Source organism: Serratia sp. A07 (assembly GCF_058725505.1).
Window position 1 is genome coordinate 12192 of the sequence record NZ_JBZXDO010000041.1, and the last position, 17649, is coordinate 29840.

Here is a 17649-nt window from a genome sequence, read left to right on the forward strand (position 1 = left end):
ATGAACCTGACTGCTATCGCCGCCCGCTGCGCGCAGCGGCTGCATGCGCCCGCGGTGCGCTGGCTGCTGCTGCTCGCCATTTGCGCCGCCTACATCCAGGGCGGGTTGGTCAAGGCGCTGAACGTCGAAGGCGCGGTTGCCGAGATGACCCACTTCGGTCTGCAGCCGGCGGCGCTGTTCGCCGTGCTGGTGACGCTGCTGGAACTGGCGGCGTCGGCGCTGATCCTGAGCGGCTTTTATCGCTGGCTCGGCGCGTTGGCGCTGGCCGGTTTTACCCTGATGGCGACGCTGATGGCCAATCCGTTCTGGCAGTTCGACGGGGCGGAGCGCGGCCAGATGATGAACGGATTTTTTGAACACCTCGGGCTGGCCGGTGCGCTGTTGCTGGTGGCATTTAACGATTTGAAGGAGCGAACGGATGGCTGAACAGACGGAAAACAAGGCGGCGGCGGGCGGCTTCGCGCCGCTGAAAATCCCATTATTTGCGGTGCTGTGGGGCGCCACGGTGCTCGGCAACGTCGGCAGCTTTATGCGCGACGTCGCCAGCTCGTGGCTGATCACCGATCTGTCGAGCAACCCCTCGGCGGTGGCGCTGATGCAGACCGCCGCCACGCTGCCGGTGTTCCTGCTGGCGATCCCGGCGGGGGTACTGTCGGACATCCTCGATCGGCGGCGCTTTCTGATCTTCGTGCAAATTCTGCTGGCCTGCGTCAGCGGCAGCCTGCTGGTGCTGTCGCAGACCGGGGCGCTGACGGTGGAATACCTGCTGGCGCTGACCTTCGTCGGCGGCATCGGTGCGGCGCTGATGGGGCCGACCTGGCAGGCGATCGTGCCGGAGCTGGTGCCGCGCACCGAGCTGAAAAACGCCGTGGCGCTGAACTCGCTCGGCATCAACATCGCCCGCTCCATCGGCCCGGCGGCCGGCGGGCTGCTGCTGGCCAGCTTCGGTGCCGGCGCGGCCTACGGCGCGGACGTGATGAGCTATGTGCTGGTGATCGCGGCGCTGCTGTGGTGGAAGCGGCCGAAGGCCGAGGACAGCGGCCTGTCGGAACACTTCTTCGGCGCTTTCCGCGCCGGGCTGCGCTATGCCCGTTCCAGCCGTGAGCTGCACGTGGTGCTGCTGCGGGCAGCGGTGTTCTTCGCCTTCTCCAGCTCGGTCTGGGCGCTGCTGCCGCTGGTGGCGCGCCGCATGCTGGGCGGCAGCGCCGGTTTTTACGGCGTTCTGCTGGGGGCGGTAGGCGCCGGGGCGATCCTCGGGGCGATCGCGCTGCCGCGCCTGCGCCAGCGGCTCAACGCCGACGGGCTGGTGCTGCTGGCGGCGGTGCTGACCGCCGTGGTGATGGCGGCCCTGTCGCTGGCGCCGCCGCAGTGGTTGGCGGTGGTGCTGCTGCTGGTGCTGGGCGCCGGCTGGATCATTGCGCTGACCACGCTCAACGGCGCGGCGCAGGGCGTACTGCCCAACTGGGTGCGCGGCCGCGGCCTGGCCATCTACCTGATGGTGTTCAACGGCGCGATGGCGGCAGGCAGTCTGCTGTGGGGGCTGGTGGCGCAGGAGCTGGGCGTGGCCGCCACGCTGCTGGTCGGCGGCGTCGGCCTGTTGGCGGCGGGGCTGCTGTTCCACCGCCTGCGTTTGCCGACCGGCGAGGCCGATCTGCAGCCGTCGAACCATTGGCCGGAGCCGCTGGTCAACACGCCGGTCGAGAACGATCGCGGCCCGGTGATGATTCAGGTGGAGTACCGCATCCGCGAACAGGATCGGCCGCAGTTCTTGCGCACGCTGCTGATGCTGGAGCGCGCGCGTCGCCGCGACGGCGCTTACGCCTGGGGCATCACCGAGCACACCGGCGATCCGGAATGCATCATGGAGTGGTTCCTGGTGGAGTCCTGGGCGGAGCACCTGCGGCAGCACCAGCGGGTGTCGCACGCCGACGCCGATCTGCAGCAGGAGGCGCTGCGCTTCCACATCGGCCCGGAGAAACCGGTGGTGCATCACTTCCTGTCGCTCGACCGGCATCAGGTGAAGCATTAACTGCACGGCCAGGCGGTGAGAAGGTGCTATGCTTTTGGTCGGTTCGGCGGCGCGGCCGCCGTAAGACGAATGTAGTCAGCACAGGGAGACACATTGATGACGGCACCTTCTGCTTTTGCCCGCGAGCTTGGGCTGCGCTATCCGATCGTTCAGGGGCCGATGAACGGCGCGTCGCCGCCGGCGTTGGCGGTGGCGGTGAGCAACGCCGGTGCGCTGGGCTCGTGCGCGGCGGCGCTGTTTTCACCGGCGGTGATCCTCGAACGGGTGCAGCAGATCCGCGCGCAGACCACCGCGCCGTTCAACATCAATCTGTTTCTGCTCGATGAGCAGCACCCGGATCTTGCCGAGCTCAAGCGCGCCCAGCACCTGCTGCGGCCGTTCCGCGAAGCGCTGGGGCTGAGCGAGCCGCCGATCCCCACCCAATTCGCCGAAAACAACCGTGACCAGATCGCGGCCTTGCTGGAGGCGGCGCCGCCGGTGGCCAGCTTCACCTTCGGCGTGCTGCCGCGCGCCACGGTCACACAGTTCAAGAAGGCCGGCTCGCGGGTGATCGGCACCGCCACCACGGTGGCGGAAGCCCGCGCCTGGGAAGAGGCGGGCGCCGACTTCGTTTGCGTCTCGGGCTCGGAGGCGGGCGGCCACCGCCCGACCTTCCTCGGCGACATCGAGCAATCCTGCGTCGGCCTGATGGCTCTGCTGCCGCAGGTGGCGGCGGCGGTGAAGATCCCGGTGATCGCCGCGGGCGGCATCATGAACGGGCGCGGCATCGCAGCGGCGCAATTGCTGGGCGCGCAGGCGGCGCAGCTGGGCACCGCGTTCCTGTGCAGCCCGGAGTCGGGCATCGCCGAAGCCTGGCGGGCGGCGCTGAGCAACGCCGGCGATGACAGCACGCGCCTGACGCGCGCCTTCAGCGGCCGCCCGGCGCGCGGCATCGTCAATGATTTCATGCGGCAGATGCGCGCGGAAGAGGCGCAGATCCTGCCTTATCCGGTGCAGAACGCACTCACCGGCGATATTCGCCAGGCGGCGGCCAAGGCCGGGCGCGCGGAGTTTATGTCGCTGTGGGCCGGGCAGGGCGTGGGCCTGGCGCGGCCGATGCCGGCGGCGGAGCTGGTCGCCACCCTGGCGAGGGAGCTGGAGGCAGTGTGACCTCGTCTGCGCGATTTTGGGGGAGCAACGGAGCCAAAACCGTTGTTTTCTGACCCTGGACTGAAAACCAATCTGGCGTGGAATTAGCCACCAAAGAAAACGTCCAGCAAACACTCGGTTGCTGGACGCTGCTTAAAACTCACTTATCGAAGGCACCGGTAACTACTCAATACCGTATTTTTTCTCGGTTACGAATGCGGGTTCTTTCCAGTTCGGTCCCTTCTTACACCCAGAACCATAAGTTCTAGCTGAAAAAACCTGACCACTATCCTCAAGCTTTTTTGTCTCATGGATTAGCTTGATGTTATAAGATTCATACTTCTCAGCAGCTTTATGCCGGCCAAAAAACCGGTCCATTGATGGATACGCTATACCGTTTTCTCCACGACTTACCAGAAATAAAATAACATCGGCCATATCTTCATTTTTAACCATTTCATCAAAATCAATCATTTAAACACCTCGATATTTATTTCTGCGGATTCAACGCTTCAGGCGTATACAAAAGAGTTTCATCAGAACTCAACCTATAGTCTTCCAACGTCGCCGTATGGGTGTTGTTCCAGACTTCGTAGTCATTTTCGGGAACCGTACTATCTGCGATCCCCAGAGCACGATAACGCTCAAGTTCCCTGACTTCATGGGTGTAGTAACGTTTGTCGGTGTCAGTCGCCTGTAGTTCACCCTTCAGGATTTTCTCCAAACGATCGATCATTACCGCATTTTCCGCTGACGCCCCAAACCGCCCGGTATGCAGCTTCACTTTATCCACGCCGGCGCGGTCAATGATGGCGGTTTTCCAGTCCAGATTCTGAATTGGGCCACCGGCCTTGTCCGTGTTGTAGTCGCGACCACTGTATTGCCCTTTGGCGTTGGTTTCACCATAGATACCACTGAGCATGACATAGACAGGCTCAACACCGGCCCCCGTTGCATCAGGCTGCCAGTAGATAAAATCCTGCAGTGGCAGGTCGCCTGCCGGAAAGGTCGTCGTGACGATACTGTCGGCCTGCTTTATCTCTGTACCGGTATGCACCGGCGTTACCGGCGCGGCTGGCGCAGGATTGCCGGTATGCCACGGACCTGAAGGGGCGGCGCCCGGGTTTATCAAAATGGTTCGCCCCGGCGCACCGGCCACCGCCGGCAAGGTGATCCGGTCCAGGCCGGTTGTTTCATCGCGAACCGGCCGATACACCGGCACGGTAGCGGAGACGCCGCCCGTTCCTGTTTTGACCAGTATTACCTCTTGCTGGCCGTTATTCCCCCGGCGAATAAACCCGCGCACCGGTAAATCGACCGTGGTCATTTCCGGCTGAATCGGTGTTTTCCCTGCGGCAAACAGTTGAGCCTGCGCAGCAAACATCTCAATGTCGCGCCCTGGAACCCGGTCGCTCCCCTCACCGGCTTTCCCCGGCCAGAATCCGACAACGAAGGCACCGACTGCCGGGCCTGCAGCACTGACTGTGGCAATCCGGGAAACTTCCACCGCGCCGCGCCACACTGCGCTGGATACCCAGCCGGCCAGCTCACTGGCGGTGGTCATCACGCTGTTGACCCATGTCGATAATTGTACCATACCGCCCGCACGGTTGAGCACCATGACCCCGGCGGTGGCCATCGCGGCATTGGCCGCTTTTATCATGCCGGGTGTATAGACCGGGGCGTCCAGTACGCCGGCTTTGGCGAACAGCGCTTTCCGTGCTGCTTCAGTCTTGCGGGCTTCTTCAGCCTTACGGGCCTCTTCGGCTTTGCGGGCTTCTTCAGCTCGACGGGCTTCCTCTGCTTTGCGAGCTTCTTCAACTCGACGGGCCTCCTCTGCTTTGCGGGCCTCTTCTGCCTTGGCCTTTGCCTCCGGGGTTTTGGCAGCAAGTTCCGTCTTAAGCTGGTTGATGCCATCATCGCTGAGGCCGCGCTTTTCCAGTTCGCTGATCAACACGCTCAGCACATACCGGTTTTGCTCGGTGTCTGCCATTAAACCGTAAAGCGTTTTCACCCCATTCCTGAAATCGCCGCGGTCGAGCTGGTCAAACGCTTGATTATACGTATCGGGTGCAGAGTGTCGGTATAAGGCGATTTGTAATGCGCGCCGCTCTTCCTCCGTGAGTTTCATGAAATGCGCCATTTTTTTGCGCAGATACATCAGATTTTTAAAGTTTTCTTTTGAAAACGCAGACGGCGGTGCGGTCACCATACCCGGGATATTGATTAACGGATACAGGACGTTGGGCAGACTATGATTAAACCGCGTCGCCGTGTTTCTGACGGTCACCTGCAGTGGCAGTTTTGCGCCGAACAGGTTGCCGCGCAGGTTGTTTTCATTTTTCCTCATGGAATTCAACAACACACGGTCATTTTTCCAGTATTTGCAGTTTTCTCGCCCACAAACGGGGCAATGGTCATTATCGGACTTGTTCAGATACTCATCCAACACCGTACTGAATCCGATACCCAGCGTTTGACCGGACGGGTCAGGACGTGGTTCCAGTCGGTTTTGAACACCCATGCGGGAGATATCGGGGGCCGAATAAATATTAATGTTTGTGCTCCCGACAGGACCGGTCGGATTGGTATCATAGCCCAATCCATTCAATCGACCGGTTTCCTGGGGGCTAAAACCACTGTATACCCCCGGCAACTGACCGTTGCCAACGGCCCCTGACCCGGCATTGAGTTGCGGAGGTGGGTCAGAAAGCACCACCATTTCTTCTTCAGCAATATCTTGCGGCATTTTTTCATCCTTGTTTCATGGGGTTACACAGCGATCCAGCCGGACGACTGTTGCTGATTTACTTCTGCGCGAGTGCCTTTTCCAGCGTTACCAGTCGTGTTTCCAGCTCGATACGGGCTTTGCGCTCTGCATTACATTCGGCCTCTCGGAGCGCTCGTTCTTCCTTAAGCGCTTCAACCAGCAGCGCCACCACGCCGTTGATATTGATGCTACGGGCGTCTTTCAGCACGCTGCCATCATTGAGCTTCAGCTCGGTCTGGGTCACGGATTGGGGGAGAATTTCTTCCACTTCCTGCGCAATCACGCCGGCTTCTGGCAGCCCCTGTTTGAGGTAGGTGTAACCGCCGATATGGGCCAGCTTGTCCAGGGCGCCGTCAATTTTTGTGATATCGGTTTTCATGCGGGCGTCGGAACTGCTGTGCCAGCCGCCGTTGGCAAAAGCGTTACCATCATGACGAAATTCGTACCAGCCATTGGCACCACCATTACCAACATGGACCCCCATGAAATGATGCTGACCGATACGTTCATAGTGGTAGAGATTGGTGAACAGGTCGCCGGCGCCCTGCAGATGTAGCCCGTTCGTCACCCGCTCTGCATCGTTATTATTCTTGTTTCCGCTAATCCAAATCCATCCATCGGGGTTACGTTTAGTCAGTTGGCCCACAGACAGTTCCGCATTCGGCCTGACCTGGAGTTCGTTCCAGTTTCCCTGCCAGTCGCGGTAAGAGAGCAGGCCATAATCCTCTTTGCCGGCGACCACGCGTGACCCCATCAACATGGCCGTAGTGATGTTACCGCTGGTGAAGTCGGTATGTACGGCCGCCGCATCATAGACCTGCCCATTAATAAGTGGGGCTGGACCGGTGGTCGCGGTGGAGATGCCGGCATTATGCGACACCATCGCCCCGCCGGAGATATCTACGCCGTTGCGCAGCGCCACCCGACCGGAAACCAGATTGAACGAGAAGGGGCGCAGCGTGTTCCACTGCCCGTCCTGGGCCTGCCCGTTTGGTGTGGTCAGGGCATAAAAATCTTTGCCGTCGTTACGCAACATCACGCCGGCGTTGCCGTTAGCCAGTCGAAAGCCGTTGGCAGATTTTGAGACGATTTCACCGTCGCTGATGACCCGTTTGCGAAGGGTGGTGAGTGATTTAAGTTCGGTGATGTCGTCGTTGACGCCACTCTGTACCTGGGCATTTTTCTTTTGTTCAGCCATGATAATTCCTCGGTTTATTAATAAGTTCCTGCCATGGAAATGGCGCATGGTAACGCTTTACAGACAGTTAACGACGCTACGCATTTAAGGCGAGGATGGTCAAAAATTACGAAAACTGTATGCATGAACAGTAGTTTGTGAGCATCAAGAATAAATATCAAATGATAATGATAATCGTTTGTTGTGTGGTGGATAAGACAAGAAAGAAGAACGGATGATTTCTGGCGATGACGTGATAACTTATTAATTTATAGATTAATAGTCATTTAAATTGACTGCTTAAGTGTGTTTGTTGTTCCGTTGCTCCCCACACCCATTTACTGCTTTGGCGATGGATGTGGGAACCGCGCATAAAACGCCAGCGGCAGGCCTGAAAAGAGATGAACAGCCCGGCGTTCGCGCCGGACTGCGGGTTTGTCTTGGCTAGACGAGAATATCGGCGGAGGCGTCGACCTGCCCAACGATTTTAACCAGAAAATCAGGCTGGTTATGACCGGAGAGATTGATCGCCAGATCGGTCACATTCTGCTGCGCGTCATAATTCAGCGCCGCTTCATACAACGAGCCGCTTAAGCTATCGACGAAGTGCAGCTCGCTCCCTTCGGCCTTAGCCGTCTGGTTGAGCCACGACAGATCGATTTTATCCACCGCCGTCTGGAAATCACGGATCCAGTCCGGTGCGGCGGCTTGGCTGTCGCCGGCTGCGCGGAAGACAAAGGTGTCCGCGCCTGCATTGCCCCAGAGCTGATCGGCGCCGCCGGCACCGTAAATGATGTCGTTGCCTGCACCGCCTTTTAGCGTATTGTTCAGCGCGTTGCCCACTAAAATGTCTGCGCCGCTGCCGCCGATGATATTTTCAATCTGCGCGCCGTAGGCGATGGCGACATTTGCCTTCAAGCCGCCCACATCAGAGAATGCGCCTTCGTTAATGTTGATGCGCTGATCCTGGCTATAGCCTGAAAAATCCAGCGTGTCATTGCCGCCGGCATCCCAGATAGCCGCCACGATTTTGTCCGTGGACGCCTTAACGCTCAAAAAGTCTCGGTCGGTATTCGAGTTGAAACCATAGGTGGTATCGCCGGTGCGCGTGGTGGTATTCGCGCCGTACAGCTTCTGTATGGCGGTAATATCGTCCAGCTGCGGCCCCGATGGCCAAACGCCTTTATAGTCAGCGCTCGTGTATTGCTCGCTAAAATAGCTCATTAAAGAATATTGATGGTCGTCTTCATAATACTTCGCCGAGTTGTCGTAGGTGGGGTAAGTCGTGTTGGAGGCATCATAGTTCCCTGGGTGCGAGAGCCCCAGCGCATGCCCTATTTCGTGGGTCAGCGTATCTCTGGCATAGTTATTGGTTTGTGGGTTAGAGGCGTCGTAGCCATTGTTCCCGCTGATCCATATAGTGCTTTTGAGATCGTTTTGCGTACTTTCATAAGAGGTGTAATTGCCCCCGCTGGCCGCTTTATAAAAACCAAACTTTATATCTGCATTTTTCGCGTCGTTGCCTGTGACTTCGGTAAACGTGACGTTGGCGACGTCTGACCAGGACTGCAATGAAAGCTTGGTTTGAGCCTGTTGGGCGGCGTTGAGCTGTGCGGATCCTTGCTTATCGCTGTCGGTATACACGGGGAAAGAGTAGGTTAATGCTGCCGCATGGGCGGTCACACCTTTGCCATTGGCGGAATAATGGCTCCTCAGCAACAGATCTGAAACCTCCTCCGTGGTGTATGAGGGCTTGCTGCTCCCCGCGTGATCGCCTCTTTCATAACTCGTTAAATAACCGGAAATCTTATCGGTCGCTAATGACATCTCAAACTCCTTTGGACGTTGACAATATTGCACCTAACGCTCTATGTGCTCGTACACAGGTTTGAAAATCAGGGGTAATTAACGTGATATCATTGGCTTGCCTCCTTGGTCTGGCTTGAATATCGCACTCAAGCGGGATATGTCCTTATCATTAATCACGGTGAGGAATTAATAGTGCGCAGTGATTGGCTGAAAGCAGTATAGGCATAATTATTTTATTAATGAGTTATTCTTATATGAATCTTTTACATAAGATATGCGTAAAAGGCGTGCTTAAATAACCAGGTGGAATTAAACCTTTATCTAATATTACTCTGTAATTGGCTCGCGAAGTTTACGTGACTGATTTATCTTTTTGCTTTTCTTTAACTTTTATCTGTGAATGGCGGTGAGTAACCGCCATTGCCGCAATGCGCATAGGCGGCTACACGCCGGCGATCGTCATTAATTGAGTACGGGATTATTAAGGGTACTCGCGTACACCGATTAACTTGCCTGATACTTAAAAGCTGTAGGTGCCCTGCGCCAGCACGAAGTTCATGTTTTTCAGCCCGGCATGCTGCTGCAGGCTGTTGCTGACGTCGAAGTAGACATAGGCCACTTTGAACTGGAGATCGCTGCGTGGCGTCCAGGTGGTTTCGACCTGATACTGATTGCCGATAAAGCGCGAGCCTTGCTCGCTGCCTTTCACCGGGCGCATCGGCCCGAGGTAGAAGGCATCCTCGCGGCGTTGCCGCCACAACGCGTCCCAGCTGAAATCGATGGACAGGGTTTGCCACGGCGTAATCGTGACCGAAGGGTGGATGGCGATCAGGTTAGCCGGCGCCACCAGCCCGTTCTCGGTCAGGTAGGGCAGCTTGGGGTACATGGCGTTAAAGGTATTGAGCTGCCCATCGTGACCGTTTTTATCGCCGCTGGCGATGCCAATCTTGCCGCCGAAGCGCGGTTGCCAGCGCCAGTCGCTCACCGTATACCCGGCGTGCGCCGACGCCGACCAGGCGCGGATGTCGCGCTGTTCTGCGCTGCCGAACTGCCAGGCGGCCTCGTTGTCCCAGTCGAATCCCTGCGCCGCGCCGAAAATGCGCGCGCCGACGGTATAGCGCCGCTCTTGCCCGCTGAGCTGCGCGTAGTGGGCATCGTTATCCTCAAAGCCGAAGGTGTAGAGATCGAGCGAGGAAGCCAGCGCGGCCAGCGGCGTGGTGCCGTACAGCCCCCACACCTTTTGGCTGTTGTCGGTATCGTCGTCGAAACTGCCGGTTTTAAGGGTGACGGGATGGCCGATAAAGGCGTCGAGGCGGTTTTTATCCTTGGCCCAGCTGGCGCGGACGGCGTCGAAAGAACGGCGCACGTTGGGGCCGTCGCGGGTGCCCATCAGGTGTAGCGAACCCAGCGCAATCTCCTGGCGGCCGACCCGCAGGGTGCCGAGGCCGTAGGCGGTGGGCAGTTTTAAGTCCACATAGCCCTGACCGAGATAGGCATGATCTTCGTCGGTCGGCTTGCGCCCGCGATCGCGCGGCGTGGCCAGTGACGATCCCAACTGAACATAGGCGCCAAAGTTGTCGCCATAGTCGAGGCGCGCGCCAATCAGCAGGCGCTGCATGAAGGTATCGTCGCGTCCGCCGCTCAGATCCCGTTGATCCGTCCATTCATAGCGCTCGCGCAGTGAACCGTCGAAAGACAGGGTGGCCGCATCGCCCAACGGGATGTTTTTCCAGGGGGACGCGGCGGGCTCCGCCGCCAGGGCGGGGAGCGTGGAGAACAGCAACAGTGCGGGAAGCGTGCGTTTCATCATGGATATCCGAAGAAAAAAGCGCGCCGCAGCGCGCCTTGGGTTTATTTAGCCGCCTGGTGAATTTCGGCGATGTAGCCGCCGGGGAAACGCACCAGCGCCGAGGCGCGGCGCTCCGCCGCCGTCGAACGCCACAGCACTTGCGCGCCGCTGGCCGTCGCTTTGGCCAGCGTGGCCGGCAGATCGTCGACGCCATAGCCGGTGCGCTCATGGCCGAACGGATAAGGCAGATGCCCGTCGGTGACGAAAATGCGCGTTTTGCCGAAGCGGGAGTCCAGCGCGATCTGACGGATCTTGCCGTTGTCGCTGCGGCCGATCGCCGTATCGCTGACCTGTTCGTCGCTCACGACCTTGCCGTGCGAGAACGCCTGGTAGCTTTTCAGGAAATCGTCGACGCGGTAGGCGGAGAGATACAGGCGGTTTTCCGGCACGCTCAGCAGAGGCTTGTAGTTAGGCGCCTTGGTGTGCCAATAGAGCTGCATGTTAACGCCGCCGGGCCACTGGATCACCGCGTCGCGGCCGATCGGATCGTCGAAAGGCGCAACCTGCACATCGGCGCCGGCGGCCCTGGCTTGGCGGATGGCGGCGTCCATATCCCTGACCAGAAAACCGTTGCGCTCGGTGCCGAACGGGTGCGGGATCGGCGTTTTGAAATCGAACACCGAGAAGCTGCCGGCCGGCGTCAGTATCAGCTGGGAGTAGGTTTCGCTCGGCGTGGGCGTGACGTTGACCAGCACGCGTTCGGTGCTAGTGCCGCCGAAGGTTTTCAGGATGCTGTCGACAAAGGCATCCATCTTGCCGCGTTCGACGTAGACATGGGTGGTGTCATATTGCGGCCCTACGGCGAGAGACGCCGTATCGGCCGCCCAGGACATTGCCGGAAGCAGCAGCGCAAGGGCCGATATCCTCAGCCGACGAGAAGAAATACCGATAATATGTTGCATGATGACCTCCAGGTAGCGGTTATTTTCCTGAGTAAAGTGTGATTCCCTATGACCTTTCCCGTCGGTTGAAAAATAAAAAAGAAAAGCGCAGTGCGCGGGGTGAAGCATTAAATAAGGGCGAGCGTCTGGCGCCTGGGAAAATATCACCCAGGTGCAGAACCTCTTTTTTATTGGCATAAAAACGGTGGGCGCCTTTGGCGGCCGGGCCCGCAGCCGCTAAGGGGCGGCGATGAGAATAAGGCCCGCCTTGGCGCATATTGAGGTGAATCGAGGATAATCCATAGCGGTGTTCTCCTGGATGGGATATATCGCATTAGCCAGCTGAGTTTACGGTCTTCATTGCCGTCTAAATATAAATACAGCATTAAAAGAATTGCCGCCCATCAAATTTTTATATGACTTGTTGAGTAAATACGAATAAGCGGGTAAAGAGAATATCGCGGCGCCAGCCATGGCTCGCCGAAGCAGGCCGTTGAGGGGGCTTACGCCAGGTTTGGGCGATCGTCGTAAGGGTTATTGATGTTCTTAGCGGGAAGGAACAGCGCGAAGATCAGCATTACATAGGGTGTGGAGCAGAACCATGTCAGGCACCAACCACCGGAGTAACCCGCATCATGCAAACGGCGCACATTGGCCGCTAGCATAGGCAGCAAAAACGCCGCAAGCGCGAAAATGGAAATCTCATTCATCTTGCTGGCGATAACGGCGAGATAAAGCAGAAACCAAACGTGCTGGCACAAAAGCAGCATTGAATAAGGCCCACGGCTTTCGCGATCTGAGTAAGTGAAGGTCTTTTTGTAACTGCTGAAGAGCGGGTGAGCGCTGTCCGATGTCTTTATCATGCCATCTCCTTGGCTGCGGTTAGCCAACGTTAGCACGAGATTGCGATAAAGATATGCATCAATGATTAAAAAGCCCGCTAGGTTTACCGTGGCGGGCTTTGTGCTGTCGCTTAGTTAGGCCAGGTCGAAACGATCGAGGTTCATCACTTTGTTCCAGGCGGCGACGAAGTCGTGGGCGAACTTCTCCTGCGCGTCGGCGCTGCCGTAGACTTCGGCCAGCGCGCGCAGCTGCGCGTGCGAACCGAACACCAGATCGACGCGGCTGCCGGTCCACTTGACCGCGCCGCTGCGGCGATCGCGCCCTTCGAACAGGCCGTCTTCACCGACCGGGTGCCAGGTGGTGCCCATGTCGAGCAGGTTGACGAAGAAGTCGTTGGTCAGCGCCTGCGGCCGCTGGGTGAACACGCCGTGCTGCGTGCCGCCGACGTTGGCGCCGAGCACCCGCAGCCCGCCGACCAGCACCGTCATTTCCGGTGCGGTCAGGGTCAGCAGCTGCGCCTTGTCGACCAGCAGCGTTTCGGCCGGCACGCGGTATTTGCCCTTCAGGAAGTTGCGGAATCCGTCGGCGAGCGGCTCCATCGCTTCGAAAGAGTCCACGTCGGTCTGCTCCTGCGAAGCGTCCATGCGGCCCGGCGCGAACGGCACCGTCAGGGCCAAACCGGCGTTCTTCGCCGCCTGTTCCACGCCCGCGGCGCCGGCCAGCACGATTAAATCCGCCAGCGAGACGCGCTTGCCGCCGGTCTGGGCATCGTTGAAGGTGCGTTGGATGCTCTCCAGCTTGGCTAGCGTCGCGGCGAGCTGCGCAGGCTGGTTGACCGCCCAGTCTTTTTGCGGCGCCAGGCGAATGCGCGCGCCGTTGGCGCCGCCGCGTTTGTCGGAACCGCGGAAGCTCGAAGCGGAAGCCCAGGCGGTGGAGACCAGCGCCGACACCGGCAGGCCGGAAGCCAGCACGGCGTTTTTCAGCGCGGCGATGTCCTGCTCGTCGATCAGCGGATGATCGGCCGCCGGGATCGGATCCTGCCAAATCAGCTCTTCCTGCGGCACTTCCGGGCCGAGGTAGCGCGCACGCGGCCCCATGTCGCGGTGGGTCAGCTTGAACCAGGCGCGGGCGAAGGCGTCGGCCAGCTCCTCCGGGTGCTCATAGAAGCGGCGCGAAATCTTCTCGTAGGCCGGATCGAAGCGCAGCGACAGATCGGTGGTCAGCATGGTCGGGCGGCGTTTTTTGTTCGGATCGAAGGCGTCGGGAATGGTTTCACCGATGTCTTTCGCCACCCACTGATGCGCGCCGGCCGGGCTTTGGCTCAGCTCCCATTCGTATTCGAACAGGTGGCGGAAGAAGTCGTGGTTCCATTGGGTTGGGGTGGTGGTCCAGGTGACTTCCAGGCCGCTGGTGATGGCGTCTTTGCCGACGCCGGTGCCGAAGGTGCTGTGCCAGCCGAGGCCCTGCGACTCCAGCCCGGCCGCTTCCGGATCGGCGCCGACGTTAGACGCCGGGCCGGCGCCGTGGGTCTTGCCGAAGGTGTGGCCGCCGGCGATCAACGCCACGGTTTCTTCGTCGTTCATCGCCATGCGGGCGAAGGTTTCACGGATGTCGCGCGCGGCGGCCACCGGATCGGGGTTGCCGTCCGGGCCTTCCGGGTTGACGTAGATCAGGCCCATCTGCACCGCCGCCAGCGGGTCTTCCAGGTCACGGTCGCCCGAGTAGCGGCTGTTTGGCCCGCCGCTCAGTTCCAGCCAGATCTTCTCCGAACCCCAGTAGACGTCGTCCGGCTCCCAGGTGTCGGCGCGGCCGCCGGCATAGCCGAAGGTTTTGAAGCCCATCGATTCCAGCGCCACGTTGCCGGTCAGGATAATCAGGTCGGCCCAGGAGATGTTGCGGCCGTATTTCTGTTTGATTGGCCACAGCAGGCGGCGCGCCTTGTCGAGGCTGACGTTGTCCGGCCAGCTGTTGAGCGGGGCGAAGCGCTGCTGGCCTTCGCCCGCGCCGCCGCGGCCGTCGCCGATGCGGTAGGTGCCGGCGCTGTGCCAGGCCATGCGGATAAACAGGCCGCCGTAGTGGCCGAAGTCCGCCGGCCACCATGCCTGCGAGTCGGTCATCAGGGCGTGCAGATCCTGTTTGACCGCCGCCAGATCGAGACTGTTGAAGGCATCGGCGTAGTTGAAGTCTTTGTCCATCGGATCGGACAGGGGGGAGTGCTGATGCAGCGGTTTCAGGCTGAGCTGATTAGGCCACCAATCCTGATTGGTGGGGCCGTCTTGCGGTGCGGGCTGCTTGCCGCCCGAAAACGGGCATTTGCTTTCAGTTGTCATAATGCGCTCTCTGCTTCCGTAAAGGTGCTCCAGCCGCCGGGCGTGGAGCGGTTAACAAGGCATGCGGGTCAGGCTTGCGTCGGGTGTTGCGCTAAATAACTGAACTCAATGGAATCACATCGCCCCGGCCGCTAACGGGCACAGGGCGACTCATGGCTAAGCTTAGTCAGCGGCGGCGGAGAGATAAAATAGGAATGAGTGAATATTGCGATAGCTTGCGGCGATTCATGGCTGTGTTATTGATAGCCGGCACGCCGCCTTATCGACGCCGCAGCATCACCTTGAGCACCGCGTCTGCCAGCTTGCCGAACGGTGCGCGCAGCAGATCGGTGAAGTGCCAGCGGCTTTGGATGAAGACGCCCTTGGCGTGGCTCAGCGCCCGGAATCCTTCAATGCCGTGATAGGCCCCCATGCCGCTGGGGCCGATGCCGCCGAACGGCAGATCGTCCTGGGCAAAATGCAGCAGGGTGGCGTTGACGCTGACGTTGCCGGAGGTGGTGCGCGCCAGCAGCCTGTCCTGCAGCGTGCCGCCTGGGCCAAAGTAGTACAGCGCCAGCGGGCGCGGCCCGGCGTTGATCACGTCGATCGCTTCATCAAAGGCGGCGTAGGTGCGTATCGGCAGCAGCGGCCCGAAGATCTCCTCTTGCATGATCCGGCTGTCGTCGGGGGCGCCGACGATCAGCGTGGGGGCGAGGGTTTTCGGCCGTTCCGCCGCCGAGTTCGGGCGGTGGCCGACCGGATGGATTTGCGCGCCGCGCGCCTGGGCGTCGGTGAGCAGATCCTGCAAACGCTGGTAGTGCCTGTCGCTGATGATGGTGCCGTAGTCATGGCTCGTCGGCCCGTCGGGGTAAAACGCTTTGACCGCCGCGTCGTAGAGCGCGATGAAGTTTTCCACATCGTCCTGATGGATCAACAGGTAATCGGGTGCGATGCAGGTTTGGCCCGCGTTCGACAGCTTGCCGAACGCCAGGCTGTTAACGGTTCTGGCGGTGAGCGCGCCGGGCGCCACGACGGCGGGGCTTTTGCCGCCCAGCTCGAGCGTCAAGGGCACCAGATTTTTACCGGCCGCCTGCATGATCTGGCGGCCGATCGTCGTGCTGCCGGTGAACACCAGGTGATCGAACGCCAGTGTGCTGAACCCGGCCCCGACGTCCGGCCCGCCGGTCACCACCGCGACCTCATCGGCGGGAAACAGCGCCGCCAGCATCGTTTCGATGAGTTGGCTGGTGCGCGGCGTGAGCTCCGAAGGTTTCAGCATCACGCGGTTGCCGGCGGCCAGGGCGGTGGCCAGCGGGATGAAGGTCAACGAGAAGGGATAGTTCCACGGCGCCATGACGCCAATCACGCCTTTAGGTTGGTATTGCACGTAGGCGCGCCCGGCCTGGTACGGCAGGGCGACGTGGCGGCGTTCCGGCTGCATAAAGCGCTTCAGGTGGCGCAGCAGATAATCGATCGCCTGCACGGTGACCAGGATCTCCAGGATGTCGGTTTCGTAAGGCGAGCGGTGGCCGAAGTCCGCGCAGACGGCCGCCGTCAGCGCACCGCGCTGGGCCAAAATGGCGCTCCGCAGGCGGCGCAGGGCGGTTTTGCGCTGAGCGATCGTCGGTGCGCCGTCGCGCAGGAAGGCATGGCGCTGGGCGGCAAGCCGTTGCTCCATCGTCATGAGGATGTCATCTCCCTGCACGTGAATTCTCCTGATGCCGAGTGAAAGCGGGAATGCGGTTTGCCGAATCCTGTTTGACCTTAAAGTGAGCTTTAAACCTATACTCGTTAAACGATCAACGCAAGATCGTCGGCCAACCGGGATGAGGGAGCCAGAGATCCCGGCGCCGCGCGCAGTATAAACCTTCTTTTTTAACCATAGTGTAAATGGGAGAAACGACATGGGTTACGTAACAACCAGCGATGGCGTCGAGATTTTCTACAAGGATTGGGGCCCAAAAAACGGCAAGGTTATCTACTTCCACCACGGCTGGCCGCTGTCCAGCGATGACTGGGATGCCCAGATGCTGTTCTTCGTGAACCAAGGGTTCCGCGTGGTGGCGCACGATCGCCGCGGCCACGGCCGCTCCAGCCAGGTGTCGGAAGGGCACGACATGGACCACTACGCCGATGACGTCGCCGCGGTGGTAAAACACCTGGGCGTGCAGGGCGCGATGCACGTGGGCCACTCGACGGGCGGCGGCGAAGTGGTGCGCTATATCGTGCGCCACGGCGAGGACAAAGTATCCAAAGCGGTGCTGATCAGCGCGGTGCCGCCGCTGATGGTAAAAACCGACGCCAATCCGCAGGGTACCCCCAAAGCGGTGTTCGATGATTTCCAGGCGCAGCTGGCCGCCAACCGGGCACAGTTCTATTACGACGTGCCCGCCGGCCCGTTCTACGGCTATAACCGCCCGGGCGCCAAACCCTCTGAGGCGATTATCTGGAACTGGTGGCGCCAGGGCATGATGGGCGGCGCCAAGGCGCACTACGACGGCATTGTCGCTTTCTCGCAGACCGATTTCACCGAGGATCTCAAGAAGATTGCCATTCCGGTGCTGGTGATCCACGGCGACGACGATCAGGTGGTGCCTTATCAGGACTCCGGCGTGCTGTCGGCCAAGCTGGTGCAAAACGGCACGCTCCATACCTATAAGGGCGCGCCGCACGGCATCCCGACCACCCATGCCGATCAGGTCAACGCCGATCTGCTGGCGTTCGTGAACAGCTAAAGACTCAACGCGTCGCGAGCCTCGCCCCTTACCGGGCGGGGCTTTTTATTCCTAACTTAAAACCACGTCCTGTGGACGTGGTTATCGACTCGGTTTTGGCTCTGCCTGTAAAAACCTGC

At 59.9% G+C, this 17649-nt stretch carries 13 protein-coding genes; 4 read left to right on the top strand and 9 right to left on the bottom strand.

The genetic code is table 11. The features are described from left to right. The 3 genes from AC4PR2_RS24400 (at position 1) to AC4PR2_RS24410 (ending at position 3178) form a co-directional block, all read left to right on the top strand. Positions 1-426 carry a DoxX family protein gene (locus AC4PR2_RS24400; protein ID WP_033635204.1) on the top strand — a complete coding sequence of 142 codons (426 nt, stop codon included), beginning with the start codon at positions 1-3 and terminating at the stop codon, positions 424-426. Next, on the top strand, positions 419-2029 hold the full coding sequence (locus AC4PR2_RS24405; protein ID WP_025303481.1) for an MFS transporter: 1611 nt from the start codon (positions 419-421) through the stop codon (positions 2027-2029). Before AC4PR2_RS24400 ends, AC4PR2_RS24405 begins: the two co-directional genes overlap by 8 nt. Before the next feature lie 96 nt (positions 2030-2125). After that, on the top strand, positions 2126-3178 hold the full coding sequence (locus tag AC4PR2_RS24410) for an NAD(P)H-dependent flavin oxidoreductase (protein ID WP_337046642.1): 1053 nt from the start codon (positions 2126-2128) through the stop codon (positions 3176-3178). Positions 3179-3340: 162 nt separating this feature from the next. Here AC4PR2_RS24410 and AC4PR2_RS24415 read toward each other — a convergent pair whose 3' ends face one another. The 9 genes from AC4PR2_RS24415 to AC4PR2_RS24455 all read right to left on the bottom strand — a co-directional run bounded on the left by AC4PR2_RS24415 (position 3341) and on the right by AC4PR2_RS24455 (position 16500). Further along, positions 3341-3631, bottom strand: coding sequence for a hypothetical protein (locus tag AC4PR2_RS24415; RefSeq protein WP_049295977.1), 291 nt, complete (start codon positions 3629-3631; stop codon positions 3341-3343). A 16-nt stretch (positions 3632-3647) separates the two neighbouring features. Next, positions 3648-5906 carry an S-type pyocin domain-containing protein gene (locus AC4PR2_RS24420; protein ID WP_337046641.1) on the bottom strand — a complete coding sequence of 753 codons (2259 nt, stop codon included), beginning with the start codon at positions 5904-5906 and terminating at the stop codon, positions 3648-3650. A 58-nt stretch (positions 5907-5964) separates the two neighbouring features. Then, on the bottom strand, positions 5965-7125 hold the full coding sequence (locus AC4PR2_RS24425; protein WP_197803088.1) for a phage tail fiber protein: 1161 nt from the start codon (positions 7123-7125) through the stop codon (positions 5965-5967). Between the two features lie 423 nt (positions 7126-7548). Continuing rightward, positions 7549-8931 (bottom strand): serralysin family metalloprotease, encoded by a 1383-nt coding sequence (locus AC4PR2_RS24430; RefSeq protein WP_197803090.1) that lies wholly within the window; start codon positions 8929-8931, stop codon positions 7549-7551. Positions 8932-9433: 502 nt separating this feature from the next. After that, a complete protein-coding gene (locus AC4PR2_RS24435) occupies positions 9434-10723 on the bottom strand; it encodes an alginate export family protein (RefSeq protein WP_337046640.1) in 1290 nt (429 codons plus the stop codon). A 41-nt stretch (positions 10724-10764) separates the two neighbouring features. Next, complete coding sequence (locus tag AC4PR2_RS24440) at positions 10765-11664, bottom strand: VOC family protein (protein ID WP_337046639.1); 900 nt, start codon at positions 11662-11664, stop codon at positions 10765-10767. Between the two features lie 482 nt (positions 11665-12146). Beyond that, positions 12147-12506, bottom strand: coding sequence for a DUF805 domain-containing protein (locus AC4PR2_RS24445; RefSeq protein WP_197803093.1), 360 nt, complete (start codon positions 12504-12506; stop codon positions 12147-12149). Between the two features lie 114 nt (positions 12507-12620). Next, on the bottom strand, positions 12621-14816 hold the full coding sequence (katG, locus tag AC4PR2_RS24450; RefSeq protein WP_330112914.1) for a catalase/peroxidase HPI: 2196 nt from the start codon (positions 14814-14816) through the stop codon (positions 12621-12623). Positions 14817-15075: 259 nt separating this feature from the next. Further along, complete coding sequence (locus AC4PR2_RS24455) at positions 15076-16500, bottom strand: coniferyl aldehyde dehydrogenase (protein ID WP_330112913.1); 1425 nt, start codon at positions 16498-16500, stop codon at positions 15076-15078. Positions 16501-16699: 199 nt separating this feature from the next. On the opposite strand from AC4PR2_RS24455, the gene AC4PR2_RS24460 reads away from it, so the two are divergent. Continuing rightward, positions 16700-17530 carry an alpha/beta fold hydrolase gene (locus AC4PR2_RS24460; RefSeq protein ID WP_060434591.1) on the top strand — a complete coding sequence of 277 codons (831 nt, stop codon included), beginning with the start codon at positions 16700-16702 and terminating at the stop codon, positions 17528-17530. The last annotated feature ends 119 nt before the right edge of the window (positions 17531-17649 follow it).